Consider the following 25,691-nt stretch of genomic DNA (forward strand, 5'->3'; position numbering starts at 1 on the left):
CCGGATTGACTGTCCTTCGTCTCGGCGGGCGAGGATGGCGCGGCGTTTGTCGTCGTCGACGACGGGCGGACGTCCGCCGGTTCGCCCTTGTCGTTTGGCCGCCTCGAGGCCATTTTTGGTTTTGCGGCTGATGTCGCGGCGTCGGTCCTCGGCAAGGGCGAGGGCCAGGTCGAGCACGAGGGAGCGCTCGCGGTGCTCGCCGGCGGCGATGCCCTCGAGGACCTTGACCGCCACGCCGCGCTGGAACAGTTCCGAGAGCACGAGCAGGCCGTCGAGGAGGTTTCGGCCGAGCCGGTCGACCTCTTGCACTGTGAGCATGTCGTCGGGCCGCAAGTAGTCGACGGCGGCGGAGAGCTGCGGCCGGTCGGCCGCGCGCTTGCGCCCGGAGATCTTCTCCTCGAACACGCGCACGCAGATCGGCTCGAGCGCATCCCGCTGCCGCTGCGTCTCCTGCCCACTGCTGGAGACCCGGACGTAGCCCACGAGCGCCATCGCGCACGCCTCCGTTCGTTAAACGTGTTCGTCAACTGGTCCACACCCTAACTGTTTTTGAACGAGTTTGTGAACACCACGACGTGCAAACACGCGAACGCACGCCCTCCGGTGCGCGCCGTTCGGGAACCGACCGTTTGATGAACGACGTGCCGGGTCTTCGCAGACACAAAAAACGCGCCCCTCCACTCCCGGTTAAGGCCGGGAGTGGAGGGGCGCGTTCCGGTAATGCGGCTGTCATGCGGCCTGTGTAGTGGTGTTGAGGTTGCCGAGTACCTCGAGGGCGGCGCGGATCTTCTCGGCTGTCTCGAGGTGCGCATCGAGCTGGCGACGGGCCTGGTTGAGTAGCCCGTCGTGGTTGTGGGGCCGTTGAGCGGCCTGGGTGGCGGCGAACACGGTCGTCAGCGCCTCGCGTGTCCAATCGGTGCCGCGCTCGAGTGCCATGTGCAGTTGCCGTGACTCCACCCACCGCTAAAGCGGCGGGCTTCCTCCGGTGCTGCTCAAGCAGCGTCGGAGAGGACCAGCCCGGCCCTGGTTGCGATGTTGATCGCCGCGTTGACGTCCGCGTTCGCCGCGTGCCCGCAGCATTGGCAAACGAACTCGGCTTGGCTGACACGGTTCTCCTTCGCAACGTGCCCGCATTCCGGGCACGTACGGGAGGTGTTGCGGGCGTCTACCCGGATCACGTGGCGACCAGCGCTTTCAGCCTTGTCTGCCAGGATTCCGAGGAACTGTCCCCAACCCGCGTCGAGAATGCTCCGGTTCAACCCGGATTTCGCTGCTGCCCCGTTGGGCAGGAACGCGCCGGGTTGTTCCGGGTCTGGCTTGGATTTCGCGGCGGCGGTCATGCCGCCGATGTTGAGGTCTTCGTGCGCGATGACGTCGTGGGCGCGTACGAGCGCGAGTGCGGTCTTGTGGTGGTGGTCCAACCGCTGGCGGCGGACCTTGGCATGCAGCTTGCCGACCCTGCGCACGGCCTGGCGATGCTTCTTGGTGCGCGCCGACTTGCGAACCTTCTTCGGGAACTCGTCCAGGGCGCGTTGCGCTTCGGCCAGTTCGTCAGCAGCGCGTTGGGCATGCCTGGGGTTCGCGAAATGTTCGCCGTTGCTGGTGGTAGCGAAGTGTTCGACCCCCATGTCGATGCCGACGGCCCGGCCGGTTTCCGGAAACGGCTCAGCCGGGACGTCGTCACAGGACAGGACGACGAACCAGCGGTTCGCCTCGCGCTTGACGCTGACGGTCTTCACCCGCCCCTGGACTGGTCGATGCTGGTGCACGCGGACGTGCCCGACACCTTGCAGGCGCACGCGGGTCTGGGTGTCGTGCGGGGTGGAGTTCCACCGGCACCCGTCGCCATCCTTGGGGAAGTCGACGGTGTCGAAGTGCCCCTTGCCTTTGAACCTCGGGTATCCGGGCTCGTCTCCGTTGCGGATGCGACGGAAGAACGCCTCGAACGCCTTGTTCAACCGGCGCAACGTCGCCTGCTGCGACGAGAACGACCACCGGCCTTGCCCGTCCGCGTCTGCGGTTCGGATGTCGCGAAGCTGTGCGGACTGGTCGCCGTAGCGGACGCTGGTCTTCGACGGGTGCGCGTAGGCTTCGCGGCGTTCCTGCAACGCGGCGTTGTACAGGTCGCAGTGGTCAGCCAGCATCGCCCGCAACGCCTGCTGCTGCTTGCGGGTCGGGCGGAGGAGGAACTTGTACGAGCGGCGCACGGCTACACCCGTTCCCATTGGGTGTCGATGTATCGCTGCACGGTCTCGGCACTGACAGAGCCGACCGTGGCGGCGAAGTACGACGACGACCACAACGTCGGGAGTCGTGACTTGAGGTGCGGGAACTCTTCACGCAGCACGCGCGAGGTGAAGCCCTTGAACTGGTTCGCCACGTATGAGGCGGACGACTTCGGGTCATGCTTGACGAACAGGTGCACGTGGTCGGGCATTACCTCCAGGGCCACGATTTCCCAGCCGCGCTCGTCGGCTTTCTCCCGGATCAGTTCGTCCAGACGTTCCGCGACCCGGCCACCGAGGACTCGGCGGCGGTACTTCGGGCACCACACCACGTGCAGCCCGAGGTCGTACACGCCCCCGGAGAACCGGCGGACTTTCCTGGTCGCAGACACACCCTGATTATACACACAACGTAGGTATAACCTTGGAGGGGAGGGAGGCGAGGGATGTTCGGTGCAGGTTGGCGACGGAAGGTCGCGAAACGTAGCGCCGATTCACCCCGCAGCTAAAGCAGCGGGTCCCCTCGCCGAAAGATTGATGGCCACGCCTCGGGCGAGGGCTTCGAGGACGTAGGCGTCGGTGACGCTGATGAAATCCCCGCGGTCGCCGGCATGGGCCACGGGTTGGCCCCAGCCGGCCTGATCGAAGAACTCCAGCGCTGCGGTGATCGCGGCCCAGGGCTGGAGTCCGGGATCCCCGGTGGCGTCGTGGATGCGGTGGGTGGCCTCGTCGACGACGAATCTCCGGTCGCGCACGGGAAGGCGCATCAGCATCTCGGCCGTGACCGGTTCGGGCTCCGACGGGGCCTCACCGGTGTTGTGGACGGTGGCGGAGTCGGTCAGCGGCAGAACCGTGGTAGACACGACTGTCCTTTCAGGTGAGGGGACAAGAAAGTCCCGGGGCGCGCGGGCTGTAGGAGGCGAGCGCGCCCCGGGCACAAACTCCGGTCAGCTCTCGGCCGTGGCAGGGTCAGTCGATGCCGGTGCGGTGCTTCAACGCGCCGAGCTTGCTGCCGTACATGTAGAACACAGCCACGAACACGTGGATGCGATCCGGCACCTCGAGACTGTCGATGACCTCGTCGATGTCGTCGGAGTCGAGATCGACCCCGGCGGCGATGCGCCGGTTGAACACGTCTTTGGCCACCTGGTGAGGCCGATCGCCCATACGAATCGGGTGCAGTTCGCGCAGATCGAACTCCACCGGCAGCGGCAGAGTGACCAGTTCTGCCGGGTAACGGGCAGTCAGGATGGCCATGGCCGTGTTCACCACGTGCGTGATCAGCGACGGGCCCATGTGCAGGTTCTTGATCAGACTGGTCAGCTCGGCGAGCGTGACGACGTCGTCCTCGATGCTGACCGGGGTATCGATGTCCACATCGAGGCGGCGCATGGCGTCCTCGATGTTGTCCAGAACTTTCCCCGGATCGATCATCATCGTCTCGCCGTCGCTGACACTCGCGCGCCGGTGGCGTCGATCCAGCATTTCAGCGATCAGCTGTTCCGGCGTCGGGTCTTGGGGCGCAGTCATGAAACGTGTCCTTCTGTCGAGGGTGTTGAACGGCTCCAGTGTTGAAGCCACAGAGCGGGTTCCGGCGGGTTCGACGGACGGCTGCGCGACAACGTCGCTGCACAGCGCAGAAATCGACCCTGCTCAGCCATGACAGGTGACGAGGTGCTCGCGGGCCGCAACATGTCGCTTACCTGTGGCGCAGCCCCCGAAAGCGACCTGGGGTATATGGCGTTATGCAGCTCCTTTTCGGGCTCTCTGGGTGCGTGGTGTGGTGGCGGTGGTGCGCAGGCTGGTCAGGGCGCGATGTCGGGCTACGCGCACCGAGCTGATCGAGGAGCCGAGGCGGGCGGCGATGCTCTCGTCGGGTTCGTCGCGCAGGTAGTGCGCCACGAGTGCTTCGCGGCGGCGGGGTGCCAGGGCGGCGATGGCCGGTTGCAGCTGGCGCAGGGTGTCGTGCAGCTCGGCCTCGCGGTCGGGGCGGGATTCCTGCCGTGGTGCGAGGTGGTCGAGGTCCTCGGCCGTTCCGGCGGGTGTGGCGGGCCAGGACCGTTTCGGCTGGCGCATGAGGTCGGCGATGCAGCGGCCGGTGAGGGTGTGTACCCAGGCCAGCAGGTGTCCTTCGCTGCGCCACTCGAGCACGTCCAGGCTGCGCCACAGGCGCACCAGCGCCTCCTGGACGATGTCGTCGACAGTGCTGCCGCAGCGGTGGATCTGGTGCCTGCGCGGGCGGGCGTAGCGGGCGATCCAGTGGCTCAACGGACGAGCCAACGCCGTGAAATCCGCCGGCCGTCCGCTCTGCGCGGCCAGTAACAGTGGTTTCCACTCCTCGCCGCGCGGCAGGTGTGTCGGTTGTTTCGGTGTGGTCATGGCCGCTTCCTCCTTTCTGGGGCGGGATACAGCGGCGGTGGGAAGTCACCGGGTGGGCCGTCGGGGTCGGTGTTCAGCCGGTAGGTGGCTGGCTCGATCAGCTCGTCGCCGAGACTGCTGATGCGCCACCGGCCGCGAGAATCAACGCTGGTGGGCTGATATGCGGGCTGGTCGGCATAGGCGGTGGCGCGGCGACGTGCCGCGTGGATGTGCAGCACCAGGGCCACGCCGATCGTGGTGACGATGACCAGCACCGCCACCACGATCGCGACGAGAATCGGCATGTCCGACCTCAGCAGCGGTCGAGACCACGGTCGATGGCGTCGTGCTCGACCCGGTCCACAGTGAGCGCGTACTCGGCTTTCGCGGCGACGTAGTCGACGAGATACGTGCACACGTCGACGTCGGGCAGCCACTCGGCGGGATCCGCATCGCCCTTCGACCGGTTCGAGCTCGCAGTCACCGGAACCAGGAACCGCACGTCGTTCGCGAACTCGCCCCTGCGGTCCTCAGACCACGCGTAACCGCCGGAGGCGTGCGCCTCGGCCAGCGGGACCAAGTGGTCGATATCGAGTTCGGACGGGTCGGTCACGACCTCTCCGTCGTACGACGAGGTCCACCGGCCGTTGCCGATGGTGCAAGCCCCTTTGGTGCGCACCATGTCCTCGGCATGCTCACGAAGCACCCACTCGCGGGCATCGCAACCATCCCCGACAGGCATCCAGTGAGGCCAGTCGTCGCGGTCGTAGCCGTCGGTGCTGTGCTCCGGACGCACCTCGAGGGAGGCGAGCTGGTCGCGGGCCTGATCGACGTCGGCGACCCCGTTCGTCTGGGAGAACGGCGCAGCAGCGGTGTCACCATCGCTGATCCACACGGCACCCCCGGCCAAGACCACACCGGCGATCGCGTATCCGACGTACTGGACGATGCGCTTCACAGCTCCTCGCCTCCTGTCGGCACCTCGAGTACGGCCAGGGCGACCACGGCCGTGGAGAGCGCGTTGGCCAGCTGAGCGCGCTCCACGGCGGAGTACAGCCTCGGATCTGCCTCGCTGAACGCAGAGTTGGCGACGTCGAACGCGGCGAGGGCACGGTGATGCAGCTCGGACGACGACGGTGGCGCTGTCGTGGGTGTGGTCTTCATTCGTCCCCCTTGGCCCAGTGGCGGGTGCAGAGCATCTGGACGGCATCAGCGGCGATGTCGCCGTGGTCAAACGCCAACGCGGGCAACCAGTTGATCGACCACCAGCGGGCATCGGCGGCGTCGTCGGCAGGCTCAGGCCGCGGACATCCGCCGACCGGTCCGGTCGCGGACGGGACAATGCCCCAGTACGCAACGGTGACGAGTCCGCGCGGGTCCCGATCAGGCGTGGCATATCGGCCGACCGGGCGAAGTTCGTGGCAGGCGACGTTGGTTTCCTCAGCGAGTTCTCGACGGGCCGCGGTTTCGGTGTCCTCACCGGTCTCGATGTAGCCGCCGGGCAGCGCCCAGTAGTCGACGTACGGCTCCCACCGGCGACGGACGAGCAGGATGTGCCAGCCAGCGTCGTATCCGAACAACGCGACGTCGGCAGTGTCAGGAAACAGGGCCTGTGTGGGCATCGGAATCAGTCCTTCGTAGTCGTGGCGGTGACAGCGGCGGCGATCGCGTTCGCGACGTGGTGCCAGGCTTGATCGAGCAGCGGGGCACCTCCCCGCTCAAGGAACGGCCCCTTGCCCAGCAGTCGGGCAGTGCGTGGGAGGAGGCCGTGCTCGCGGCGGTCGGCGGCGTAGTGCGTGACAGCGGAAACCAGCTCGCCCATCAGCACGCCGCGGGCCGTGAGGCCAAGGTCAAATGCGCGGTTCGCCGCGGCCACAGCGGCGAGGTTGGTGGCGGTATATCCGGCGACGTGGGCCGCGCAGGCGATCGCGCCGTCGCGGCCCTGATCGCCCTTGCGTTGGGCCTGGTGGTCGGTCTGGACCCAATAGTCGCCGAGGTGGTGCGCGGCGTGGCGTACCGCAGCAAGGGCGGCGAAACGGGTTGCGCGGGTCAGCACCAGGGCCTCCAGACCATTACCGGGGATGCGTTGCGGGCGTAGGACGGCGTGGTGGTGGCGTCGTCGGCGTAACTGAATCGCCACGGCCGATCGAAGGCCGCTCGCTGGAGACACAGTCCGCACTCGTCGTTCGGTTCCAGCTCGGCCAGCACCTCGTAGTGGCCGTGCCGGGCGGAGTCGATCGCGCCTTCGAGGCAAGCGCACAGGGGCAGGTCGCAGACGTCGTAGACCCATCCCCACTGCTCGAACAGGGCCCCTTCGTCGAAGGGCTCCTCGATCTCGCGCTCCCAGGCCAGGCGTTCAAGCAGCGAGCGGACGTTGTCGAGTGGGTGGTGTCCGAAAACCACCACGAGCTGCTCCAGGGCAAGTGACGCGTCGTCGACCACGTCGACAACGGCCCAACGCAGGCCGTTGTCCTCCCCGCGAGACGTCTCAAGCAATTCCGGCGGCCACGGTCCTGTGGGATCGGGCTCGGCGAACAGTCCGCCGTCGCTGGCGCGTTTGAGCGTGGACGTGGGCATGGCGGCTCCAATCGGTTTCAGGGTTTGCGGCCGAGGGCGCGGGCCAGCAGGCGGATCTTTTTGCCGGTGCCTCCGCAGCGGCCGCATTTGCGCCAGTACTTGCCTTTCGAGTTCGGGGCGGTCTTTTTGCCGCCGCCGCACGCCCCGCAGTGGGTGTAGGGCCAGATGAGGGCGTAGGCGAGGTAGGCGGCGGCGAGGGCGAGTAGGAGGAGGAGGACGGCGCGAACGTTGGGGTCAGTCCACATAGGGCGGTCCTTCGGGGTGACGGTAGGCGTGCGCGCGGGCGGCGAGGGTGTAGGCGATCGCGTCGAGTTCGGCGATCACGACCTCCAGTCCGGGGTGGGCCGCGGCGCGCAGTTCGCGGGCGCGGGCTTGGAGGGCGCGGGCGATGGCGGTGTCTTCGTAGGCGAGGTAGTCCCGCTCGTGTGGGGCGAGCCCGGCCACCGGGGGCCGGGTCAGGCGCTGTAGCTGCGGGATCACACGTGACCTCCGGCGAGGCGGGCGCCGTGGGCGGTCAGTTCGAGCAGCAGTGGCAGCAGACCGGGGATGGCCGCCACGCACCCGACGAGCGTGGCGGGAAAGATCAGCCGGGTTTCCCAGGCCGAGCCGGTGCGGAACCGCAGCCAGCGCGGTGGGCGGATCTCGTACCAGGTCTCGCCTGCGATGGGCAGAGGGAACAGGAACGGGCAGCCGGACAGGGTGAGCGCGTCGCCGAGGCAGTGGGTTATGCACCCCACGGCGACGGCCAGGCCGAGGAGTGGTCCGAGAGTGGCCAGCTCGCCCATCGGGTCGGCGAGCCCTATCAGCCACCACACGGCCGCGCCGATGGCGGCGGGAAGGACCCAGTCGCCGAGGGCGTTCTCGGCCAGCAGCAGGCCGAACACGACCACTGCCAAGCTGGCCCACGGGGTGATGGCGGCGGCTCCGGCGGTGGCCGCGCCACAGATGAGAGCGAACAGCACGGTGTGAGACAGGTGCCGGTGTGTGCCGCTGCCGTTCTCGTCGCGCGGTCCTTTCGTGGCCTGATACAGCGCCGCGGAGGCAGCGCGCAGGCCGCGGGAGAGCAGGCCGGTGATCGGGCCGAGCAGTCGCGAGGCGCGGGCGTTCGGGTGGTCCAGGTCAGGCAGTAGGGCGTAGCCGGCGGTGGTGGCGGCGAACACCAGCGTTTGCGGGGTGTCGGTGCCGACGGCCGGGGCGACGAGCAGGCCGGCGAGCAGGCCCGTGGCAGCATGGGTTTTGCCCATCATCGGGGAAACACCTCCCCCTTTCGTTTCGTCGAGTGGTGGGTGGAGACCGGGTGCGGCGCGGGGTTGTCTGTGGAAGGGCGCGTCCGCGCCGCACCCGGCAGTAGCGGTGGTGTCGAAGAGTGAGGGCCTGGCCCGGAGCGTTTCGCCGTCGGCGTTCTCGTCTGGGCATGAGGAAGGCCCCGCCACCACTGGGTTGGTGACGGGGCCTTCCTTCGGGGGCGGGGAGTCAGCGGCGCCGGTCGGCGGCTTCCGCTTGTTGTGCGACCACGAGGGCCTGTGTTGCGGTGGCGAGGGCGATCACCGCGAGTGCGCGTTGCTCCTCGGTGGATTTGCCGTCGACGCCGCGGAACACGCGTTGTGCCTCGTGGAAGGCGTCTTCGGCCTCGCTGGCGAGGACGCCGTAGGACTTGCTCAAACCTCGTTCTCCTTCTTCCTGTTGATCCACTTGCCGTTTTCGGTTTTCGCGACCAGGCCGCGCTTGGCGGCAGCCTGGAGCCGTTTCGTCGCGGCCTGGCGGCTGATGCCGAGCAGGTCCGCGACCAGCGACGCGGTGTGTTCCTTGCCGTCCCAGCCGAGCGCGTCGAGCAGCGCGCGCTCGGATTCGGATACTGGTTCGCGCTCGAGCACCTGCGCGGCCTGAATGTCCGCGTCAGTCGGGCCGGTGTCCTCGACATCGTCGGCAAGCTCGTCGCCATCGTCGAACAGGTGCATTGGCGTGGCATCCGGAACAGCGAACAACTGCGGTTCGGTCTGCTGCCCTCCCGCCGGGGCGACGATGTTGCCCACGGAGGCGACGTCCATCGCCGCGGCGGTGCGGTTGTCCAGCTCGGCGGGCTCGTAGCGCGACATCCACACCTCGGGGTAGTCCTGCCCCGCATCCCGGTCCGGCCCACCGGGGCCGTAGGGGTCGCGCGGGTCTTCCGGGGTGTAGACCAGCGACGGCACGCGGTACATCGCCGACGGCCGATCATCGGCCCCGGGCCGGTAGCCGAATCCACCGAAGGGCAGAGCACCCAGGTTGGGGGTGCCGTTGGGCAACATGCCGCCACGGGTTTTCGGGGTGAACCGCAGCGTGAACAGGTTCTGCGACCCGCTAGTGGCCGAGCGCAGACGTTCCGACCCGCCGAGGGTGTCGTGCAGGTCGATGTCCTGATCTGCCAGCACCAGCGCACCACCGGTCTTACGAGACTCGCTGGCCCAGAACCCGAGCGCGTTGCCGTACTTCTCGTACTCGCGCGGCCCTTCCTTGCCGTTCTCGTCGATCGGGCCGGGGAACCGCATGGTGGCAATCCGGTGACACTCGTCGATGATCACCATGAGCGGTGGACGGTGCGGGTCGTAGTGGTACTGCCCGTCGAGCTGGCGGGCCAGCTCGGTGTCCTCGCTCAGCTCCCGGCTCCGTTCGTCCAGGAACGCCGACATACGTGCCCACAGGGTGGCTACATCGTCCGGGCTGGAGGTGTAGAACTCGTCGGCGGCGCGCTTGAGCATCGGCGACGAGGACCCGTTCTGCCCGTCGGCGTAGATGATGTACACGCCGAGCATCCGCAGCGCCACGGCGAGCACGTTGAGCAGCACGGACTTGCCGCCGCCGGTTCCTGCCAGGACATAGCCGGACATGACGCCGGCAGCACCGCCCAGGTCGTAGACCGCATGGCCGGTGCCGTCGACGAAGTGCCCGACCACGATCTGGATGTGCGCGGCGTAGGGCACCTCCCACCGGGAGTGCACGATCTTGCCGTTGGCGTAGACGATCGGGCCGGTGTAGTCGTACGACGGCGTGGCCACGACGTGGCGCATCCACACCACGGCCGGGTTGACCTCGTCCGGTTCGAACGAAAGCTTGTCCTGCATCACGCCGAGCTTCATCGCGATCTTCTTGATGTGCCCCGACACCTCGTCAGCGACCATGTCCCGGTCGGAGTCCAGGACGATGCGATAGGACTCGACAGCCGCGTTCTGCTCATGCGCTGTGATCGTCGATCCGGGAACCACAGAGGTGGCCACGCGGTTCTCCCACGCAGTCAGGATGCCCATGATCCGCTGGTGCTGCGCGTCCAGCTGGTCCGGCTCCGGTTCGGATTCCGGCTCCGGCTCGGGCTCTCGGGTGTCCTCGTCTGGCTTCGGCGGGATGGTGTGTTCGACGTTCTTCCACCACGGCAGGGCCAGCACCGCGGTACCGGCCACGAGGATGAACCAGGCGGCGCCGATGTTCGGCGTGGACCAGGTAATCAGCGAAGCCAGTGCCACGAACAGCAGACCGAGCAGACCGCCGAGCTTGGCGCGCTGGTGGAACCGGGCAGGCACGCGATCGCGCACCGGGGCCAGTCGCTTGCCGGCGCCGCGGGTCCACAACCACCACGCGCCACCGCCAGCCACAGCAGTCATCACGCCCGCGGGCACCACGGGCACGGTGACGCCCCAGCCGGCGCCGAGGGCGCCGCACACGGCGAACGGGGCTGCCATCGCCCACGGGGCGAGCTGTTTACGGTTGCGGTACACGGCGGTGATCACGTCGGACTTGACCGATCGTCCGGCGGCCTTGGCGTGCTCGACGGCCCACTGCTTGCGGTACTCGGCGTGCACCTCACGCTTGGCGCGCTTGGCGACCTCGCTCTCCAGGGAGGTGCGCATGGCCGTCTCGGTGAGCGGGTTGAAATTCTCACCGCGCTTCTTCGCTGCCTTCGCGTCCTTGGACTGCCGCTTCATCGCTGCGGCGGTCGCCTCTTTGAGGAGCTTCTCCGTGCGGGCCTGGACGTCGGCCTCGCGACGTTGCTTGCGGGTCGAGTTCTCGTCGACGAGCTCGTCGTCGACGACGTCAGGTTGAGTCGCCGTCGTCATCGGCCGGATTCCTCTCTGGAGTTGATGCGGGAGGTGGTGCCGAGGGGCCCAGAGACCGCACCCACCCGACAGGCGAGTGGATGCGGTCGAGTGCTGCTCGGCAGCTCAGGCGTTGGCGTAGAAGCTGGTGTTCTTCGCGACATCGCCGGAGTGGCTGGCGACCTGCTCGGAGATGCCGGTCTGCGAATCGAGCGACGAGGAGATCGTGGTGAACGCCGAGCGAGCGCCGTCAGCGGTGGCCGACAGCTCCGACCAGCGATCCCGCACACCCTGGGTGGCGGTGAGCATGGCCTGGATCTGCTCTGCGGCCTGGCCCAGTGCCGCGGCGGTGCGTTCCATGCCTTCGCCCGCGAGCGTGGAGTGGGCCATCTCGAGGCGGGAGAGCTGGCTGCGCAGTTCCTCGCAGGTGCGCTCGACTTCGGCGCGCTGCGCGTCCGCGGTCGCGATCATGCGGTCCGTGGCGGTCTTGCCCTGGCGTGCGAAGTGCTGCGCGTCCGCGAGGGTGGTGATCTCGCCGGTGGCTCCGGTCGTCGAGTTGGCTGCGGTCATGGTCTGGTCCTCCTTGGTGGGGATGGTGCTGCCGACGTCGGAAGTTCCGGCGTCGGAGTTGTCGCTGGTGTTGTCGTTTCCGCGAACCCAGGTGCGTTCGATCTGTCCGTCGTCATGGACCTGCCAGTGCTCGTCCGGCTCAGCGGTCACGGACACACCACGGGCGACGCGGTCGGCGAGGATCGCCTTCGCCGCGGCCTGGCGCTCGTCGCCGTCGCGGCGAGCGAGTGCGGCGAGCACGGCGTCGGGCATGGCATCGAGGCGCATGCGTTCGGGTTCGTCGCCGTCCTTGTTCTGCTCGGCGGCTTCGTCGGCGATGGCGTCGTCACCGCCGTTGGCGTCGGGGGCGTCCTTGTTGGTCTCGCGCTGCCGGAACGGCAGCACCTTCGCTGGTTCAGCGTCGGTCTTGTCCTGTTCGTCGACCACCTCCTTGTCGGTCTTTCCTTCGTCGGTTTTGCGGGCGGCGAGGACGGCCTTGAGGCGACTGCCTTTCTCGGCGTCGCGGAACGCGGTCAGGGCGCGCTCCCGCCTGGCCCGCCGACCGGCTTTCTTTTCGAGCTTGGCCTGCTCGGCGCGGTAGCCGGCATCGCTGAACTCGTCGCGATGCGCCTCAAGCCACTCACGATCGGCCTTGCGCTTACCGGCGTTCTTGGCTCGCCGCTTCTCTGCCGCGTTGCCCAGCAACCGGCGCAGGTAGCCGTCCTTAGGCTTGCCGTTCTTGCCCTTCGTGCGGCCGGTGACCGCTCCGGCAGCACGGCGGGCCGCCTTGCTGCGCCGTTCAGCCGCTTCCTGCGACGGCAGCGGCCCTTCCCGGCCTTTGGCGATGTGGGCGACGTCCTTGGCGGCCCCGCCGACGACACCACCGAGCAGGCCGGAGCCGAGGACGATCAGGAACGCGATCGTTCCGGGATCCATAGCGGGTACTCCTTTTCTGTTAGGTGACGGCGTTGATCAGAGCGGTAGGTCCGGCCAGAGCAACCCACTGGACAGCGCCGGTGAACATCGTCGCGATCCATCCGACCGAGGCCCATGCCAACGGCGGAGCGGCGAACACCAGCGTCTTCGCGCGCTTTTCCGGGTTGAGGTCCAGCAGGTCGATCACGGCGGCGGCGAGCAGGATGCCGAACGCGATGCTGAACGTGATCTCCGCGGCCCCGGCGCTGGCGCCGAACACTGACGCAACCCCCGTGCCAACCCAAAGCAGCACCGACCCGACGATCTGCGCGATGGACTGCCAGCCTTCGGGGAACCAGGGCAGCGGTGCGGTGAACAACACCCACACGCCGAACAGCAGCAGCACGAACTGAATGAACGCGAGCCAGTCGAACTTGCCCTTCGACAAGCGCGACAGGAGTTGGCTCTGGTTGAGGAGAGCTCGCAGGGCTAACAGCGCGATCCCCGCGGGCCAGAGGAGGAAATCGATCCCCATGGTCGGGTTCCTTTCTATTCGGTGATGGTGTGGATCTGCGCGGGGATCCACGTGGCGATGTGGGCGATGGGCTGCAGGACCGGCACGGCCAGCAACGCCGCTGTCAGGAGCGCGGCGACGACGGCGCGGGTCGGGGTGGAGATGACCCACTGGCAGGCGTTGAGGCCGTACACGCCGACCATGGCCAGCGCCCCGTAGATCTGGGCGCCGATGCGCAGCGGGCCGGATTCGGCGATCTGCGCGCCCTGCTGGGCTCGGCGGTAGACCTCGCTGGCGGAGTAGGGCCGTTCGGTGAACAGCGGCATGTCGAACCGAACCCCGGCGACGACCTGCCGGTAGCGGGACGGTTCGGACTCGCCGTCGGCATCGTCGTGTTCGACGACGTCGTCGAGATCGGCGTCGGGTTCGTCAGCGGGCGTGTCGACGACGACGGGGATTTCCGTGGTCGTTTCCCCTGGCGTCTCGGCCGGCACGTCCGGAACGGCTTGCAGGTGGGTGGGTCGTTCGTCCGGTTCAGCGGCGGCCGTGGCCGCAGCTGGTTCGATGTGTTCAGGCAGCGGCACGGCCGCCTCCCTTCCTCTTCTTGTTGGCCGCGCTCCGGCGGGTGCCGGTGCGGATGATCTGGTCAGCGGTGCGGATCATGTGCTGCACGAGTTCGTCGACCACGTGTTGCTCGGGCTCGTAGCGGCCCAGAGCTGAGCGCAGGTATTCGCGAGCCGCATCGATCTGCCCGGCCAGGTCCCCGCGGCGCTGCTGCACGCGGGCGTGGGCGGTGGACTTGCCGGCGGAGATGGCGCGGTCACGCTCGCGCTGGTCGGTTTCCCCGGCAGGCAGGTGGGTGCGATTGCGTCGCAAGACGCCGGGTTTGGTGGTGCGCGCGCCCGGTGCGGGCACGGTTCGCCGGTGACCGGCCATCGGTGTGCTCCTGTCGTGATCGAGGAGAAGTTCAGGCATGAGGGCGAAGGCCCCGCCCGACGGGGGATCAAGGGGTCGGGCGGGGCCTTCTGGGGTCACCACGCGGTCCTGTGTCGGGGGATGAGCTGTGCTCACACCGGACGTGGTGGTGACGGTGAAGTCCGTGCCCTGGCCGGGTCTGGGGGTCACCAGCCAGGGCACGGGGTCAGTTGAGCCAGTCGGCGCGCTGGTTGAGCAGCTTGCTCAGGTGCGGCCGGGACGGCGGGGTCTTGCCCTGCGCGAGGATCGCGTCGCGCAGCTGCGCCGGCGTCCTCGCTCCCGCCTCACGGCCGATGGCGAGCGCTTCCTCCGACGACACAGCCTTGGCCGTCTGCTTCGACTTCGCCTGCCTCGCAGGCGCAGCGGAACGCGTCGGGACGGTGACCTCCGCAGTGGTGGGCGCGGGTTTCGCCGCGGTCTGCTGGGCGGCGCGTTCCTGCGCGGTCCACTGGTGCAGCGCCGAGGCCGCCGAGTGCACGAACACCGCCAACAGACACGGGACCAGCAGCGCGGCCGCCGTCGACGTCCAGGCGTAGGACTCGGGGATGCCGGCCATCGTCTGCCCCGTGATCTCGTGACCGGTCACGTTGAACACCAACGACGCCGCCAACGTCAGCGCGCCCAAGGCCCAGCCGTTGCGGCGAAACACCGGATTCGACGTGAGTCCGGCCATGACCACGCCCGCGACCGCGCCCGCGTCGATCACGACCGGGAACAACTTCGCGAGCCAGCCGGTCCAGCCGTAGTGCTCGGCGGCGATCGCCATCATGTCGAACGACAACACGAACGCGCCGAGGGAGACGGCGGCGGCCATGACGCACACCGTGATCACCTGGCGCTGGGTGATCTCCTCCGTGGGCTTGGTCTTCTTCGGCGTCTTGGGGCGCTTGGTCGTCTTGGCTTCGGTGCGGGCATCGATCCACCGGGCAACTGCCGGCCTGACGATCGGCTCCCGTTTCCTCGTCCCGCTGTCCTGCTCCGGCCCGGGCTCCTCCTCGGCCTTCTCTGGCTTCGCCGGTTCAGGCTCGGAGGCCGGGGCGTCTTCGGAGGCCGGGGTGTCTGGTGTGGTGGCATCCGACCGGTCGACCGCATCGAACGGCGCTGTGTCGCTCATGGGGTCGTACTCGCGGTGCATCAGCTCGCGGATGTCGTCAGGGGTCGCGTTGCTGCCGCCGGGGATCCAGAGTCCGCTCGAGGTCTGGCGGGCGGGCGGGATCGGGTCGGTCACGGTGGTCTCTCCTTCGTCTGTGTTCGGTAGTCCCGGCGGACTGGGCTGCACACGGCCACCGGGGGAACGCCAGCAGGGGGCTGGCGTGGCCGTGCGCAACCCGGCACGCAGGGGCGCCAGATCGGGGCGGTCAAAAGATGTTCGCGGCGAACTCGACGATGTTCTGCGCCGCGTCTCCGAGGAGGCCGAATCCATCGCGGACGATGCCGGCGGCTCGTTCCGGCGATCCGATGATCAGGAACAACACCAGCCCGACAACGGCGATGATCAGCAGCTTTTTACCTTTCACAGCCGCACCTCGTCGTCGATCTCGCTGTCCTCGACGTCCCCGGCGGGTTCGGCCAGGTGCAGGCCGACGATGAGCATCAACGTGACCGCCACTGCCGCGTACAGCGCCGGGCGGATATCGGCGGTAGCGACGGTGAACGCCAAGCCGGCGCCGGTGGCTCCTGCGGCGAGGACGGTGACGATCACGAGCGCCACCTGCCGCCACACGGCCAATTCGCGAATCTCGGTGCCCGTCATGCCGCCGCCACCGCTTCCGGCGACCTCTCCGGCGCGTCGAGGCACATCACGAGGTTGTCGAGGTGTGCCTCGAACATCTCGGCATCCAACGGCTGGGCGCTGGACGTCACGAGAATCGCGATCCGACGAGCCGTGTCGCGGAGATTTTCCCCCTGCACGGCGGCGGTCATGAGGTGCAGCGACTCGACCCAAATTTCGTGCAGCCGGGACAGCTGCTCGGCACGTTCCAGGAAGTCGGCGCGGTCGTCGACGACGGTGGCGTCTCCGATCAGGCGGGCGTGTACCTCGCGCAGGTCGGACGGCCGGCGCACCTGGTTGATCATGTCGCGGTAGCCGGTAATCATCGGTTCCCCTCCTCGTCCTTGTTCTTGCGGTTGGCGCGCCAGGTTCGGATGCGGGGCGCGGTCCAGCCGGACCTGGGCAACCACCGGGCCCCAACGGGGTCTGGACAACACGGGGTCCGGTGGCTGCCCCGGCGCTGGCGCCGAGATTCAGAGGTGCTCACGCCGCCGGCGTTTCCGCCCGCAGGGCAGTGCGGACGGCGACGCTGGCAGCGACGAGCGCGATCAGCCCGGAACCGAGGACGACCGGAACCGGGCTGGCCAGGACGGCGACAACCGCGGCGACGGTGGCGAGGATCATCAGGATCACCACGGGCGCGGCGCGTCCGGTGTTCCAGTCGGCGATCTCCCGCGGCTCGAGACCGTCCTCGTGGTCCACGTCGTCGACGGGGTCGGGATCGAGGGTGGCTGTGTCGAGGCTGCTCACTGGTCCTCCTGGTGGTCGATGGAGCTGGCGGCCCATCCCGCCGATGCGGCGAGGACCAGGCCGGCCACGGCGGGTACGGATGAGGCAAGAGCGGTCGCGGTGATCAGTCCGCCTGCGGCGGCAATGACGGCCACGCCGATCAGGGCGAGCATCGCCACGAGCGGGTCGCCGCGGCGGGCCTGCTCGAGGTCGACGTCGAGCTCACGCACAGCGCTCACCGGTCTTGGTCGTGTAGATCGCCAGGCGGCGCCACTGGTGCGCGATGGTGATGCCGAGCATCGTCAGGGCCATGTCGCCGGAGTGCGGGAGGCGTTCGGCGTAGCCGGACTCGATCAGGTCCGTGATCGCCTTGTCCTGCTGGGCGGTGGCGGGCAGGCCATGAATGGTGGCCTGATCGGTGTCGTGGTCCAGATGCACCGCGTGGTTCGCGATGTCGTTCAGCATCTGGTGCACGTGCCACAGGTGCGGCATCTCGTCCACTGGCTCGAAAGGATCGAGCGGCTGCGTTCCGTCGGGCTGGCCGACGATCGGGTCAACTAGACTGGTCATAGCGGGTCTCCAATCCCCGTGCGTGAGGCCCCCGCCCTGACTGGCAGTCGAGAGGGCGGGGGCCTCGTTCTCTTTCTGGTCACCGGGTTCGGCGGCCTGGGAAACGCACCGGCGTGTTCTGCGGGCGCATGTGCCGGTGCGCTCCCCCGGTGCCGATCACCGGGTCTGGGCGGCCTCCCAGAGCTCCTGGCGCCAAATGGCGGCGCGGTCGTCCTCGGTCAACCCGCCCCAGATTCCGTGCTCGATGCGCCCGGTCAGGGCCTCGTCGGCACAGTCGGTCTGGACCGGGCAGCCGTGGCAGATCTCGAGAGCACGGGCAACGTTGAGTGGGGTCTGCGGGGCAAAGAACAGGTCGGCTTCGGCGCTGCCTCGGCAGGCGGCGGACACGTGCCAGTCGGCGGGCATCATGCGGCGACTCCCATCTGGTCGAGGTCGTGCGGCTCGGCCGGCGTGGTGGGTAGCTGGAGCACCGGCGCCAGCAGAGCGCGACGTTCACGAAGCTCATTGGCGGTGGCTTGCTCGGCGAGCAGCGCCTCGATCAGCTGTTGGGTCTCGTCCCACGAGTCGTGCTCGAGCGCGGCGAGGTCGGCGTCGGTGGGCTCGAGGCCGGGCAGGTCAGCAGCAAAACGGTCGATCGTGTTCACGGACATGTGATCTCCAATCCAGGCGATGTGTGTGGCTGGGGTGTCGCGGCCCGTCGCTCAACCCCCGGCGTACGCAGGACTGTTGAGCGACGACCGCCGCACGCCAGACAGATGTGCGGGGATCTGGGACCAGCCTCCGGTTTTGATCTCCGACCATCGGCGTCCTATGCCACGCCGTCGCTCGCCGAACCTGCACTTGCTGGTCCGGGTCGTCGCGGTCGCTCGCCAGTCCATTGCTGAACCGGGTCGTCGCGGGACTCACGCTGGTCGGGGTGCACCCCTCGCTGGTCCTCTGAAGTTCTCAAGCTGCAAACCCTCTGCACTAATCCCGCGATATAAATCCATTGGTCTTTTATCCCGGGATAAGTTCTGCTGAGGAGTCTGCATGAACCCCCGGGGTGACGTCAAGCCTTATCCCGGGATAAGTTGAGAGGGAGGAGGTCGCGATGACAACAACCGCCGCAGATGTGGCCCACCACCTGCGTGAGGCCATCAAGCGAGGAGACCTGGTACCAGGTCAGAGGCTCGGCTCGAACGCCGAGCTCGTGGCGCAGTACGGCGCTGGCAAGAACACCGTTTCGAAGGCGATCGGCCTGCTCAAGGCAGAAGGGCTGCTGGCCGGGACCACCAGCGCAGGTATTCACGTGCGAACGCCTCCTCCGCGCACGGTGCGCAGCAACACGCGCTACGCGCAGGAGAAGAAGTTGGTGCGCGCGCCACTCGAGGAGCGCCGCTGTTTCGGATCGGCCGAGGCAGATACCGATGTCAGCGTCGACGACCTCGACGAGGACTCGGCGCACTACGACGTGGTCGCAGCCGACGAACAGGTCGCCGCCGCGCTGAGGGTCGATGAGGGCAGCTCGGTACTGCGGCGGCGCTACTCGCGCCGCTATCACGCCACCGGCGGACTGCGCCCCTCGACGAGCTACCTACCCGTGAACCTGATCTCTGACAATCCAGAGCTGTTCGACGCTGGCCACGAGCCGTGGCCTGGCGGCACGATGCACCAGCTATACACCGTCGGCATCGAGGTGGCCTACATCGAGGACCGTGTCACCGCAGTGATGCCCTCTCCTGAGACTCAAACCGAGCAAGACATTCCCCCCGGTGTTCCGGTTCTCCAGATCGAGAAGATCAGCTTTACCGGCGACGACGTCCCCGTCGAAGTCACCTACATCCCCTTGTCCGCCGAGAACACCACCCTGATTTACCGCACCGACCTCCCGGGATGGACCGAGTGAACCTCATTTCGATCATCACGCCCGTCGTAGCCGGCCGACACCACTACCTCCCGCAGGCGTACGAGTCTCTGCTCGCTCAAACCCTCCCCGCAGGTTGGGAATGGGAGTGGATCGTGCAGGAGGACGGCGACACCGGTGTGCTCTCGGCCCTTCCCGATGATCGGCGTATCCGTGCTGGGGCCGGACGTGCTGGTCGGGCCGCCATGGCCCGCACCCTGGGACTGGCACGAGCTCGGGGCGTTCTCACGCGGACCCTTGACGCCGACGACGAGCTCACCCCGGGAGCCCTGTACCGCGACATCACCACACTGATCGACAACCCCGACATCAGTTGGTGCGTGTCACCGGCAGTGGATCTGCACCCTGATGGAACCGAGACCAGCGGCCCCTGCGACCCCCCGGCGGGGCCTCTTGCGCCCGGTACGGCTGCCGAGGGTTATCGCAACAACCAACTCCCCGTCGTTGGTGGCACCGTTACCGCGTACACCGAGCTGGTTCGGCTCCTCGGTGGATGGCCGGCTCTTCCAGCGTCCGAGGACGTCGCTCTGCTACTGGCCCTGGAAGCGGTGTCGCGCGGATGGATGGTCGGCACGACCAGCCTCCGCTACCGCAAATGGCCGGGGCAGAGCACCGCAGAGCAGACATTCCGCGACACAGACGAAGTCGAGGACCGGCGAGCAACGCTGTTAACGCGAATTCAGGCGTTCCGGCGAGCAGGTTGGAGCTGGTCACCGTCTCTACTTGCTGAGCCACTGACCATGCCTGCCTGACTACAATCCGACCCGACTCAGGTGTGGGGCCGTCCCGTTGCGGGGCGGCCCCACACCTATGTGAGCCGCCAGTGCATCTACCGATGAGGCAGGATCAGGAACGTGAGGTTCGAACTCGAGTTCCGCGGACGCCGGATCGCCCGCGACCGGGCGCTGATCATGGGGATCATTAACCGCACCCCCGACTCCTTCTACGACCGTGGCGCCACCTTCCAGCTCGATCACGCCAAACGCGCTATCGATCAACGAATCCACGACGGCGCCGACATCATCGACATCGGCGGCGTCAAAGCTGGCGAGGCCGGTGACTACGTCAGCACCGACGAGGAGATCGATCGGGTCATCCCCACCGTGGAATGGGCACGCCAGCAGTACCCCGACCTCATCATCAGCGTCGACACGTGGCGCCACGAGGTCGGACAGGTGGCGTGCGAAGCCGGCGCCGACCTTCTCAACGACACCTGGGCAGGCGCAGACCCAGAGCTGGTCCGTGTAGCTGGCGAGTTCGGCGCCGGATACGTCTGCTCCCACACCGGCGGACTTGCTCCACGAACCGACCCCCACAGACCCCGCTACAGCGACGTTGTCCAGGACGTAATCACAGAGGTCACCACGGCCGCCGAACGCGCAGTGAATCACGGCGTCCCACCACGCGGTGTGCTGATTGACCCCACCCACGACTTCGGCAAGAACACTTGGCATTCACTCGAGCTGCTGCGCAGTACCGACCGACTGGTGGCTACCGGTTGGCCTGTTCTCATGGCGCTATCCAACAAAGACTTCATCGGCGAGTCGCTCGGTACCGACGTGGACAACCGCACCGAGGGCACCCTCGCGGCGATCGCCATCGCGGCGATGGCTGGCGCCGCAGTGTTCCGCGTGCATGACGTAGCGATGACTCACACCACCCTGACCACTGTCTCCCGCATCTACTCGTGATGGAACCTCAGAAGACCCCAGCTCGAAGCCCGATCGCGGTGCGGATCGCCGACGATCTGCGCATCCAGATCGAGTCTGGCCAGCTGCAACCGGGCGACGCACTGCCGACCCTGCACCAGTTGGCCGAGCAGTGGTCGTGTTCCATCACCAGCGCCCGCACCGCGATCGACCTGCTCAAGAAGCAAGGGCTCATCACCGGCGGCAGGGGCAAGGCGCCGAGTGTGCGCATCCCGCCCCGGCAAGTGGTCCGCACATCGAAGCGGCACCAGGAGGAGAAGGACATCGTCCTCGAGCCCGAGGACGTGCGCAGTCGGCGCGGCCTCGCCCAGGACACCCTCGAACTCACCGCTGACTACCAAACGGTGCCCGCGGGCGAGAAGCTCGCCGAAGCGTTCGGCATCGACCCCGCCGACGAGCTGCTACAGCGCATCTACGAGCACTCCGACCCGCGGACCGAGCGGCTCGAAGCGTGGTCGATCTCGTGGATCCCGATGAAGCTCATCGAGTCGAACCCGGCCATCGCAGACCCCGCGAACGCGGCCTGGCCCGGCGGAACGCTGCACCAGCTCTACACAGTCGGCATCGAGGTCATCGAGGTCATCGACGACGTCACCGCCGCCATGCCCTCGACGGTCGACGTCGAACGTTGGCAACTACCCGACGGTGTGCCGATGATCTGGTGCCGCCGCACCTCGATCGACACCGAAGGCCGCGTGGTCGAGGTGACCGACGCCCAGTACCCGGCCGACCGCACCGTCCTCAACTTCCACACCCCACGCAACACCTGAGCGGGCGACACGCCAGAACCGAAGCACGCGAAATCGCGGTTTCATGCTAGGTTGAGACCACATCGCAGCACTGTGACCACCAGGAGAGCGCCATGACCGAGATGACGCTGACAGACCTCGACGACAACACCGGCCTACTCCGGAAGAAGATCAAGGACGGCGAGTCGGTCACGCTGACGTTCCGCGGAAAGCCTGTCATCGCGGCCGTACCGATGGACCAGTACGAAGAGCTCGTCGCGGCAGCTGAACGTCTCGCCGAGATTGAGGCGCAGTCCGAGGCGGTGCCGGCATGATTTAGTCACAGGCATCGCGGTGGTGCTCGCACGTCGTCTGGCGGGATGTGGCCGGACGTGGAGGCCAACTCCGCACGCGCCGACTGGCGAAATCGTGGCCGGGCCGGTGCAGGGACAGAGAGCAACGCCGCAAAACGACCCCAGACAGCAGAAAACCCCCCGCCTGAACTTTGGCCGGTCCAGCGAGGGGTCTTCTAAGCCAGTAGCTGCGCCCGCAGCTCCTAATTCGATGATACATGACGAGGCATCGCAGTACATGCGTTGTCATGACCACGATCACGTGGTGCGGGCGCGGCTCCGATCACTGGAGCCCTTAGTTGAGCAACCTGTCCAACGCCGACGCCAGCAACGACACCCCGACTAAGGCTGGCGGCGACTTCCCCCATCGCATCGAAGCTGCCTACCTCGAATCGCCCGGCTGGGTAACGGTGCCCCGCTGGGTACAGCTGTCCGGAATCTCCCCGCTCGCACGGGAACTGGCAGCCGAGCTCGTGGACGGCGCGAACCGTGTGCACGGCGACATGGCTCCCACGTTGGATCGCGAGTACCTCGCGTGGGTCGTCGGAGTCAGCCGCTACGACAAGATCGCTCGAGCTCTCCGGGAACTGGTCGACATCGACTTTCTGGTGATTTACAGCGGCGGCACCGACCGCAACGGCAACCGGACACACCGGCATGACTCCCGGACTGGTCGGAAGCTGCCCGATACCTACGGCATCCGCCCGAATCCGCCGGAGTCGTATGCCGGACCTCGGAACACCACCGAGGCGTACGAGCTGTTCCTTCGTGACCGCGAGAGCGCCCGACAGCGGTCAGGAAGTTCAAAGCGGGCACTGTCGATCCCGCGCCAGTCATTCACCCGCGTCTCAGCGTTTCCGCGGGTCACGCCCACACCCCCCACTGAGGGTGCGGGGGTCATACCCACACCCTCAGTGGGGGGTACGCGCCAAGAAACCGCAGGTCACGCCCACACCCCCTGTGAAGGGTGTGGCCACATCCCCTGTAGGGGATGTGGTGATGTTTTCGCAGGTCACGCCCACACCCCCGAGCTACGCGTGCGCGCGCGTCGATCTGAGTCTGATCTCCTCTCCGAGGAGAGGAGAGGAGATCAGACTGAGCCCGTGCCGGGCGGTGCGGCGGAGCCGCCCGCCACGGGCAAGGACGAGCACGATGTGGCGGCGGCGGAGATCGTTGAATCGGCTCCGTGGGAGCGCGTTGCTACCCGCTTGGGGTCGGAGGTCTCTGCCTCGCAGCTGGATGTGGACCAGATGACTGGGCGGATCGCGGAACGGCTGCGGGATGGGTCGGTGACGGTCGCGCAGGCTCGGCAGGTGGTTGCTGCTGCTTTGGACGAGGCCAAGCACAAGCCGGTGGCCTACGTGGCTGGGGCGTTCGCTGCTGGTCAGCTGGCGAGTTGGCGTGCTCGGGTGAGTCGGGTGGTGCTGGCCCAGCCGTCGGCATCGGTCGAGGTGGCTGAGTCGGGTTCGGGCCCGGTGAGCAGCGCAGACGCGGCCGAGTCGTTGCCCGAGTGCGAGGAGTGCGGCACCGCCGCAGGGGGCTCGACGAAGGGGCGTTTCCGCCGGGATGAGCGCGGTCGCATGGTGCGTGATGCCGACGGCAACCGGGTTCCGTGCGTGTGCGTCGGTGGTCCGGCGGTCTGGCACGCGGCCTAGATCACCCCGAAATGCCGCTCAGTTGCTCGCTGTCGTCCTCTGAGAGTTACATGCGTGTGATTCCCCGGGCTGGGGCGGTTGTGGCGGCACAGGGCGAATCAGGGCCAAATTTCGATCTTGTGGTCACGATCGGGCCGCAGTAGCGGCGCCCGGCGTGGCCACTCCCCCGAGACAAGAGCCCGGCCGGGGCGGCATCCCCGGCCGGGCGGTGAACACGAAAGGTGCGCCAATCATGTCCACAACCACGAGTGTCTCTCAGGACGACGAAGCACGTGAGCTGCTGGCCGACCTGCGTGCCGAGCAGTCAGTGCTGGGCGGGATGCTGCTCTCGGCCGATGCGATCACCGAGGTCACCGCGACGCTGACTCGCGAGGAGTTCTTCTCGATCCGTCACCAGGCGGTATTCGCGGCGATCGTGGCCTTGCACCAGGACGACCGGCCGGCCGATGCCATCACGGTGGCCGCCGAGCTCGACCGTCGGGAAGAGCTGCACAAGGTCGGCGGTGCGCCGTACCTGCACACGCTGATCGAAACCGTGCCGACCGCGGCGAACGCTGGCTACTACGCCACGCTGGTGCACGAGAAGGCCGTGCTGCGACGGGTGGCCGAGCTCGGGATCCAGGCCAACCAGCTGGCGATCAACAGCGCCCGCATCGACGGTGACGGCGGTGCGGATGTGGCCCAGCTGCTCTCATCGGTGCAGCAGCGCCTTGACGAGGTCAACGACGCTGCCACCGGAACCGTGCGGAAGGCGACGTTCGCGCGGCTGACCCGGGACCGGCTGCAGCACCTCGACGACTTGCAGGCCGGTCGTCTGCCGGGTGGGTTGCCCACCGGCTTCGCCGACCTCGACGCGGTCCTCTCCGGTGGCCTTCGGCCCGGCCAACTGGTCACCGTGGCCGCCCGCCCTGGCGTGGGCAAGTCGACCCTGGCCATGGACTGGGCCAGGCACGTCGCGTTCCACCACGGCGACCCCGCACAGCGCCAGCCCGTGATGTTCTTTTCCCTCGAGATGTCCGAGGGCGAGCTGTGGGACCGGGTTATCTGCGCCGAAGCCCGGGTTCGCCACTCGGACTACACCAGCCAAGGGCGACTCGACGAGGCCAGCCGCGACCGGATCTACCGCAAGGCCGCCGAGACATCCCAGCCCGTGTCCGAGGGCTCGAACACCTGTGTCGGGGATCTGCTGATGATCGACGACAACGCACGCGTGACCCCGGGTCAGATCCGCGCCCTGGCCCGGCAGCAGCAACGTCGCACCGGCCTGTCGATGATCGTCGTGGACTACCTGCAGCTGATGCACGCCGACACCCCTGCCGACAACCGCGAACGCGAGGTCGCTTCCATCACCCGCGAGCTCAAACTCGCCGCCAAGTCGCTCGAGGTGCCGGTCGTGATGCTCTCCCAGCTCAACCGCAAGAGCGAAGACCGCGCCGACAAGAAGCCGGCCGCCTCCGATCTACGCGAGTCCGGCGCGATTGAACAGGACAGCGACATCATCATGCTCATCCACCGCCCAGACTCGATCGAGCCAGACTCGCCCCGCGCCGGCGAGGCCGACCTGATCCTCGCCAAGAACCGCGGCGGTCCGTGCTCAACGATCTCGATCGCCCAACAGCTGCACTACTGCCGATTCGCCGACCTCGCCCAAGGCTGACCGAGTCCGTATAACGCCCTACACGGCCGGGCCATAACGGCCGTGTAGGGCCGAGGGTTGCGCGGACGCGTGCGCGGGCAAGCTCAGTAGCTCCGGAAGAAGCCCTAAGCGACGCGACGCGCGACGCGCCTACGCGCACGCGCGCGCGAGGGCGAACATGTTTCCGCAGGTCACAGCACTATGGGATGCGCGGCGCAAGTTGCGGTGTGATGACGGGTTGCACTCTGGGGTTGCGCCGGGTTGCGCTCACACAGTTTCTGCAGGTCACAGGGGGTTGCGCCCAGGGTTGCGCAGCCGTCGTCGGCGTCAGAACGGCGCCGGCTCCGTCCACTCCTCGAGCGCGGCCCCCGGGGTGGCACGTGTACTGCGCCTGCCGGGACGACATCGACAACCGCCCGTGTGCCACCGACGCGATCACCACGCTCGGTCCAGTCGC

Annotated in this window: 38 protein-coding genes; 7 read left to right on the forward strand and 31 right to left on the reverse strand. The window is 67.6% G+C overall.

The window, feature by feature from the left end; genetic code table 11:
• The 31 genes from IF64_RS25665 to IF64_RS0122570 form a co-directional block, all read right to left on the reverse strand.
• Window positions 1-492 (reverse strand): recombinase family protein (locus tag IF64_RS25665; RefSeq protein ID WP_036877607.1); only part of this gene is annotated, 492 nt, incomplete at its 3' end.
• 237 nt (window positions 493-729) lie between these two features.
• Entirely contained in the window at window positions 730-936 is a 207-nt protein-coding gene (locus IF64_RS0122425; RefSeq protein ID WP_145600914.1) for a hypothetical protein, read from the reverse strand.
• A 56-nt stretch (window positions 937-992) separates the two neighbouring features.
• On the reverse strand, window positions 993-2,207 hold the full coding sequence (locus tag IF64_RS0122430) for an RNA-guided endonuclease InsQ/TnpB family protein (protein WP_030534152.1): 1,215 nt from the start codon (window positions 2,205-2,207) through the stop codon (window positions 993-995).
• Between the two features lie 2 nt (window positions 2,208-2,209).
• Window positions 2,210-2,617 (reverse strand): IS200/IS605 family transposase, encoded by a 408-nt coding sequence (gene tnpA, locus IF64_RS0122435; protein ID WP_030534153.1) that lies wholly within the window; start codon window positions 2,615-2,617, stop codon window positions 2,210-2,212.
• Between the two features lie 102 nt (window positions 2,618-2,719).
• A complete protein-coding gene (locus tag IF64_RS0122440) occupies window positions 2,720-3,088 on the reverse strand; it encodes a hypothetical protein (RefSeq protein ID WP_030534154.1) in 369 nt (122 codons plus the stop codon).
• A 106-nt stretch (window positions 3,089-3,194) separates the two neighbouring features.
• Complete coding sequence (locus IF64_RS0122445) at window positions 3,195-3,806, reverse strand: hypothetical protein (protein ID WP_145600916.1); 612 nt, start codon at window positions 3,804-3,806, stop codon at window positions 3,195-3,197.
• 162 nt (window positions 3,807-3,968) lie between these two features.
• Window positions 3,969-4,604 (reverse strand): RNA polymerase sigma factor, encoded by a 636-nt coding sequence (locus tag IF64_RS0122450; RefSeq protein ID WP_030534156.1) that lies wholly within the window; start codon window positions 4,602-4,604, stop codon window positions 3,969-3,971.
• Complete coding sequence (locus IF64_RS0122455) at window positions 4,601-4,888, reverse strand: hypothetical protein (protein ID WP_030534157.1); 288 nt, start codon at window positions 4,886-4,888, stop codon at window positions 4,601-4,603. The genes IF64_RS0122450 and IF64_RS0122455 overlap by 4 nt, the downstream gene beginning before the upstream one ends.
• A gap of 8 nt (window positions 4,889-4,896) precedes the next feature.
• A complete protein-coding gene (locus tag IF64_RS0122460; protein ID WP_051758081.1) occupies window positions 4,897-5,541 on the reverse strand; it encodes a GmrSD restriction endonuclease domain-containing protein in 645 nt (214 codons plus the stop codon).
• Window positions 5,538-5,747 (reverse strand): hypothetical protein, encoded by a 210-nt coding sequence (locus tag IF64_RS0122465; protein WP_030534159.1) that lies wholly within the window; start codon window positions 5,745-5,747, stop codon window positions 5,538-5,540. Before IF64_RS0122465 ends, IF64_RS0122460 begins: the two co-directional genes overlap by 4 nt.
• Window positions 5,744-6,205 carry an NUDIX domain-containing protein gene (locus tag IF64_RS0122470; RefSeq protein WP_030534160.1) on the reverse strand — a complete coding sequence of 154 codons (462 nt, stop codon included), beginning with the start codon at window positions 6,203-6,205 and terminating at the stop codon, window positions 5,744-5,746. Before IF64_RS0122470 ends, IF64_RS0122465 begins: the two co-directional genes overlap by 4 nt.
• 5 nt (window positions 6,206-6,210) lie before the next feature.
• Window positions 6,211-6,639: a hypothetical protein gene (locus tag IF64_RS0122475; protein ID WP_030534161.1), complete on the reverse strand. Its 429-nt coding sequence runs from the start codon at window positions 6,637-6,639 to the stop codon at window positions 6,211-6,213.
• Entirely contained in the window at window positions 6,633-7,160 is a 528-nt protein-coding gene (locus IF64_RS0122480; RefSeq protein ID WP_030534162.1) for a hypothetical protein, read from the reverse strand. Before IF64_RS0122480 ends, IF64_RS0122475 begins: the two co-directional genes overlap by 7 nt.
• Window positions 7,161-7,177: 17 nt before the next feature.
• Window positions 7,178-7,405, reverse strand: a complete 228-nt coding sequence (locus IF64_RS0122485) for a hypothetical protein (protein WP_030534163.1) — start codon at window positions 7,403-7,405, stop codon at window positions 7,178-7,180.
• On the reverse strand, window positions 7,395-7,640 hold the full coding sequence (locus tag IF64_RS0122490) for a hypothetical protein (RefSeq protein ID WP_030534164.1): 246 nt from the start codon (window positions 7,638-7,640) through the stop codon (window positions 7,395-7,397). Before IF64_RS0122490 ends, IF64_RS0122485 begins: the two co-directional genes overlap by 11 nt.
• A complete protein-coding gene (locus tag IF64_RS0122495; RefSeq protein WP_030534165.1) occupies window positions 7,637-8,407 on the reverse strand; it encodes a metal-dependent hydrolase in 771 nt (256 codons plus the stop codon). The genes IF64_RS0122490 and IF64_RS0122495 overlap by 4 nt, the downstream gene beginning before the upstream one ends.
• A 226-nt stretch (window positions 8,408-8,633) precedes the next feature.
• A complete protein-coding gene (locus IF64_RS0122500) occupies window positions 8,634-8,822 on the reverse strand; it encodes a hypothetical protein (RefSeq protein WP_030534166.1) in 189 nt (62 codons plus the stop codon).
• Window positions 8,819-11,248, reverse strand: coding sequence for a MarR family transcriptional regulator (locus IF64_RS0122505; protein ID WP_030534167.1), 2,430 nt, complete (start codon window positions 11,246-11,248; stop codon window positions 8,819-8,821). The genes IF64_RS0122500 and IF64_RS0122505 overlap by 4 nt, the downstream gene beginning before the upstream one ends.
• Before the next feature lie 105 nt (window positions 11,249-11,353).
• The gene (locus IF64_RS0122510) at window positions 11,354-12,712 is read right to left on the reverse strand and encodes a hypothetical protein (protein ID WP_030534168.1); all 1,359 of its coding nucleotides are present in this window, start codon (window positions 12,710-12,712) and stop codon (window positions 11,354-11,356) included.
• Between the two features lie 19 nt (window positions 12,713-12,731).
• On the reverse strand, window positions 12,732-13,226 hold the full coding sequence (locus tag IF64_RS0122515) for a hypothetical protein (RefSeq protein ID WP_030534169.1): 495 nt from the start codon (window positions 13,224-13,226) through the stop codon (window positions 12,732-12,734).
• Between the two features lie 14 nt (window positions 13,227-13,240).
• On the reverse strand, window positions 13,241-13,789 hold the full coding sequence (locus IF64_RS0122520) for a hypothetical protein (protein WP_030534170.1): 549 nt from the start codon (window positions 13,787-13,789) through the stop codon (window positions 13,241-13,243).
• A complete protein-coding gene (locus IF64_RS0122525) occupies window positions 13,776-14,141 on the reverse strand; it encodes a hypothetical protein (RefSeq protein ID WP_030534171.1) in 366 nt (121 codons plus the stop codon). Before IF64_RS0122525 ends, IF64_RS0122520 begins: the two co-directional genes overlap by 14 nt.
• 205 nt (window positions 14,142-14,346) lie before the next feature.
• Entirely contained in the window at window positions 14,347-15,408 is a 1,062-nt protein-coding gene (locus IF64_RS0122530) for a DUF2637 domain-containing protein (RefSeq protein ID WP_030534172.1), read from the reverse strand.
• 130 nt (window positions 15,409-15,538) lie between these two features.
• On the reverse strand, window positions 15,539-15,697 hold the full coding sequence (locus IF64_RS27310; RefSeq protein WP_157575532.1) for a hypothetical protein: 159 nt from the start codon (window positions 15,695-15,697) through the stop codon (window positions 15,539-15,541).
• Window positions 15,694-15,933, reverse strand: a complete 240-nt coding sequence (locus IF64_RS0122540) for a hypothetical protein (protein ID WP_030534173.1) — start codon at window positions 15,931-15,933, stop codon at window positions 15,694-15,696. The genes IF64_RS27310 and IF64_RS0122540 overlap by 4 nt, the downstream gene beginning before the upstream one ends.
• Window positions 15,930-16,277: a hypothetical protein gene (locus tag IF64_RS0122545; protein WP_030534174.1), complete on the reverse strand. Its 348-nt coding sequence runs from the start codon at window positions 16,275-16,277 to the stop codon at window positions 15,930-15,932. The genes IF64_RS0122540 and IF64_RS0122545 overlap by 4 nt, the downstream gene beginning before the upstream one ends.
• Window positions 16,278-16,434: 157 nt before the next feature.
• The gene (locus IF64_RS0122550; RefSeq protein WP_030534175.1) at window positions 16,435-16,701 is read right to left on the reverse strand and encodes a hypothetical protein; all 267 of its coding nucleotides are present in this window, start codon (window positions 16,699-16,701) and stop codon (window positions 16,435-16,437) included.
• Window positions 16,698-16,910 (reverse strand): hypothetical protein, encoded by a 213-nt coding sequence (locus IF64_RS0122555; protein ID WP_030534176.1) that lies wholly within the window; start codon window positions 16,908-16,910, stop codon window positions 16,698-16,700. Before IF64_RS0122555 ends, IF64_RS0122550 begins: the two co-directional genes overlap by 4 nt.
• Window positions 16,903-17,250: a hypothetical protein gene (locus IF64_RS0122560; RefSeq protein ID WP_145600900.1), complete on the reverse strand. Its 348-nt coding sequence runs from the start codon at window positions 17,248-17,250 to the stop codon at window positions 16,903-16,905. Before IF64_RS0122560 ends, IF64_RS0122555 begins: the two co-directional genes overlap by 8 nt.
• A gap of 156 nt (window positions 17,251-17,406) precedes the next feature.
• Window positions 17,407-17,658 (reverse strand): WhiB family transcriptional regulator, encoded by a 252-nt coding sequence (locus IF64_RS0122565; protein WP_030534178.1) that lies wholly within the window; start codon window positions 17,656-17,658, stop codon window positions 17,407-17,409.
• The gene (locus tag IF64_RS0122570; RefSeq protein ID WP_030534179.1) at window positions 17,655-17,900 is read right to left on the reverse strand and encodes a hypothetical protein; all 246 of its coding nucleotides are present in this window, start codon (window positions 17,898-17,900) and stop codon (window positions 17,655-17,657) included. The genes IF64_RS0122565 and IF64_RS0122570 overlap by 4 nt, the downstream gene beginning before the upstream one ends.
• A 440-nt stretch (window positions 17,901-18,340) precedes the next feature.
• Between IF64_RS0122570 and IF64_RS0122575 the strand changes: the two genes are divergently transcribed.
• From IF64_RS0122575 to dnaB, 7 genes are all read left to right on the forward strand, one after another.
• Entirely contained in the window at window positions 18,341-19,135 is a 795-nt protein-coding gene (locus IF64_RS0122575) for a GntR family transcriptional regulator (protein WP_030534180.1), read from the forward strand.
• Window positions 19,132-19,905 (forward strand): glycosyltransferase, encoded by a 774-nt coding sequence (locus IF64_RS26770; protein WP_084706044.1) that lies wholly within the window; start codon window positions 19,132-19,134, stop codon window positions 19,903-19,905. The genes IF64_RS0122575 and IF64_RS26770 overlap by 4 nt, the downstream gene beginning before the upstream one ends.
• A 159-nt stretch (window positions 19,906-20,064) precedes the next feature.
• The gene (gene folP, locus IF64_RS0122580; RefSeq protein WP_051758093.1) at window positions 20,065-20,844 is read left to right on the forward strand and encodes a dihydropteroate synthase; all 780 of its coding nucleotides are present in this window, start codon (window positions 20,065-20,067) and stop codon (window positions 20,842-20,844) included.
• Entirely contained in the window at window positions 20,844-21,632 is a 789-nt protein-coding gene (locus IF64_RS0122585) for a GntR family transcriptional regulator (protein WP_030534182.1), read from the forward strand. The genes folP and IF64_RS0122585 overlap by 1 nt, the downstream gene beginning before the upstream one ends.
• A gap of 92 nt (window positions 21,633-21,724) precedes the next feature.
• Window positions 21,725-21,925 carry a type II toxin-antitoxin system prevent-host-death family antitoxin gene (locus tag IF64_RS0122590; RefSeq protein WP_030534183.1) on the forward strand — a complete coding sequence of 67 codons (201 nt, stop codon included), beginning with the start codon at window positions 21,725-21,727 and terminating at the stop codon, window positions 21,923-21,925.
• Between the two features lie 317 nt (window positions 21,926-22,242).
• Entirely contained in the window at window positions 22,243-23,598 is a 1,356-nt protein-coding gene (locus IF64_RS27315) for a hypothetical protein (protein ID WP_145600904.1), read from the forward strand.
• Window positions 23,599-23,830: 232 nt separating this feature from the next.
• Window positions 23,831-25,255 carry a replicative DNA helicase gene (gene dnaB / locus IF64_RS0122600; protein WP_036877615.1) on the forward strand — a complete coding sequence of 475 codons (1,425 nt, stop codon included), beginning with the start codon at window positions 23,831-23,833 and terminating at the stop codon, window positions 25,253-25,255.
• The last annotated feature ends 436 nt before the right edge of the window (window positions 25,256-25,691 follow it).

The sequence above is a fragment of the Prauserella rugosa genome (genome assembly GCF_000719975.1).
In the GTDB taxonomy this organism is placed as follows: Bacteria; Actinomycetota; Actinomycetes; order Mycobacteriales; family Pseudonocardiaceae; genus Prauserella; species Prauserella rugosa.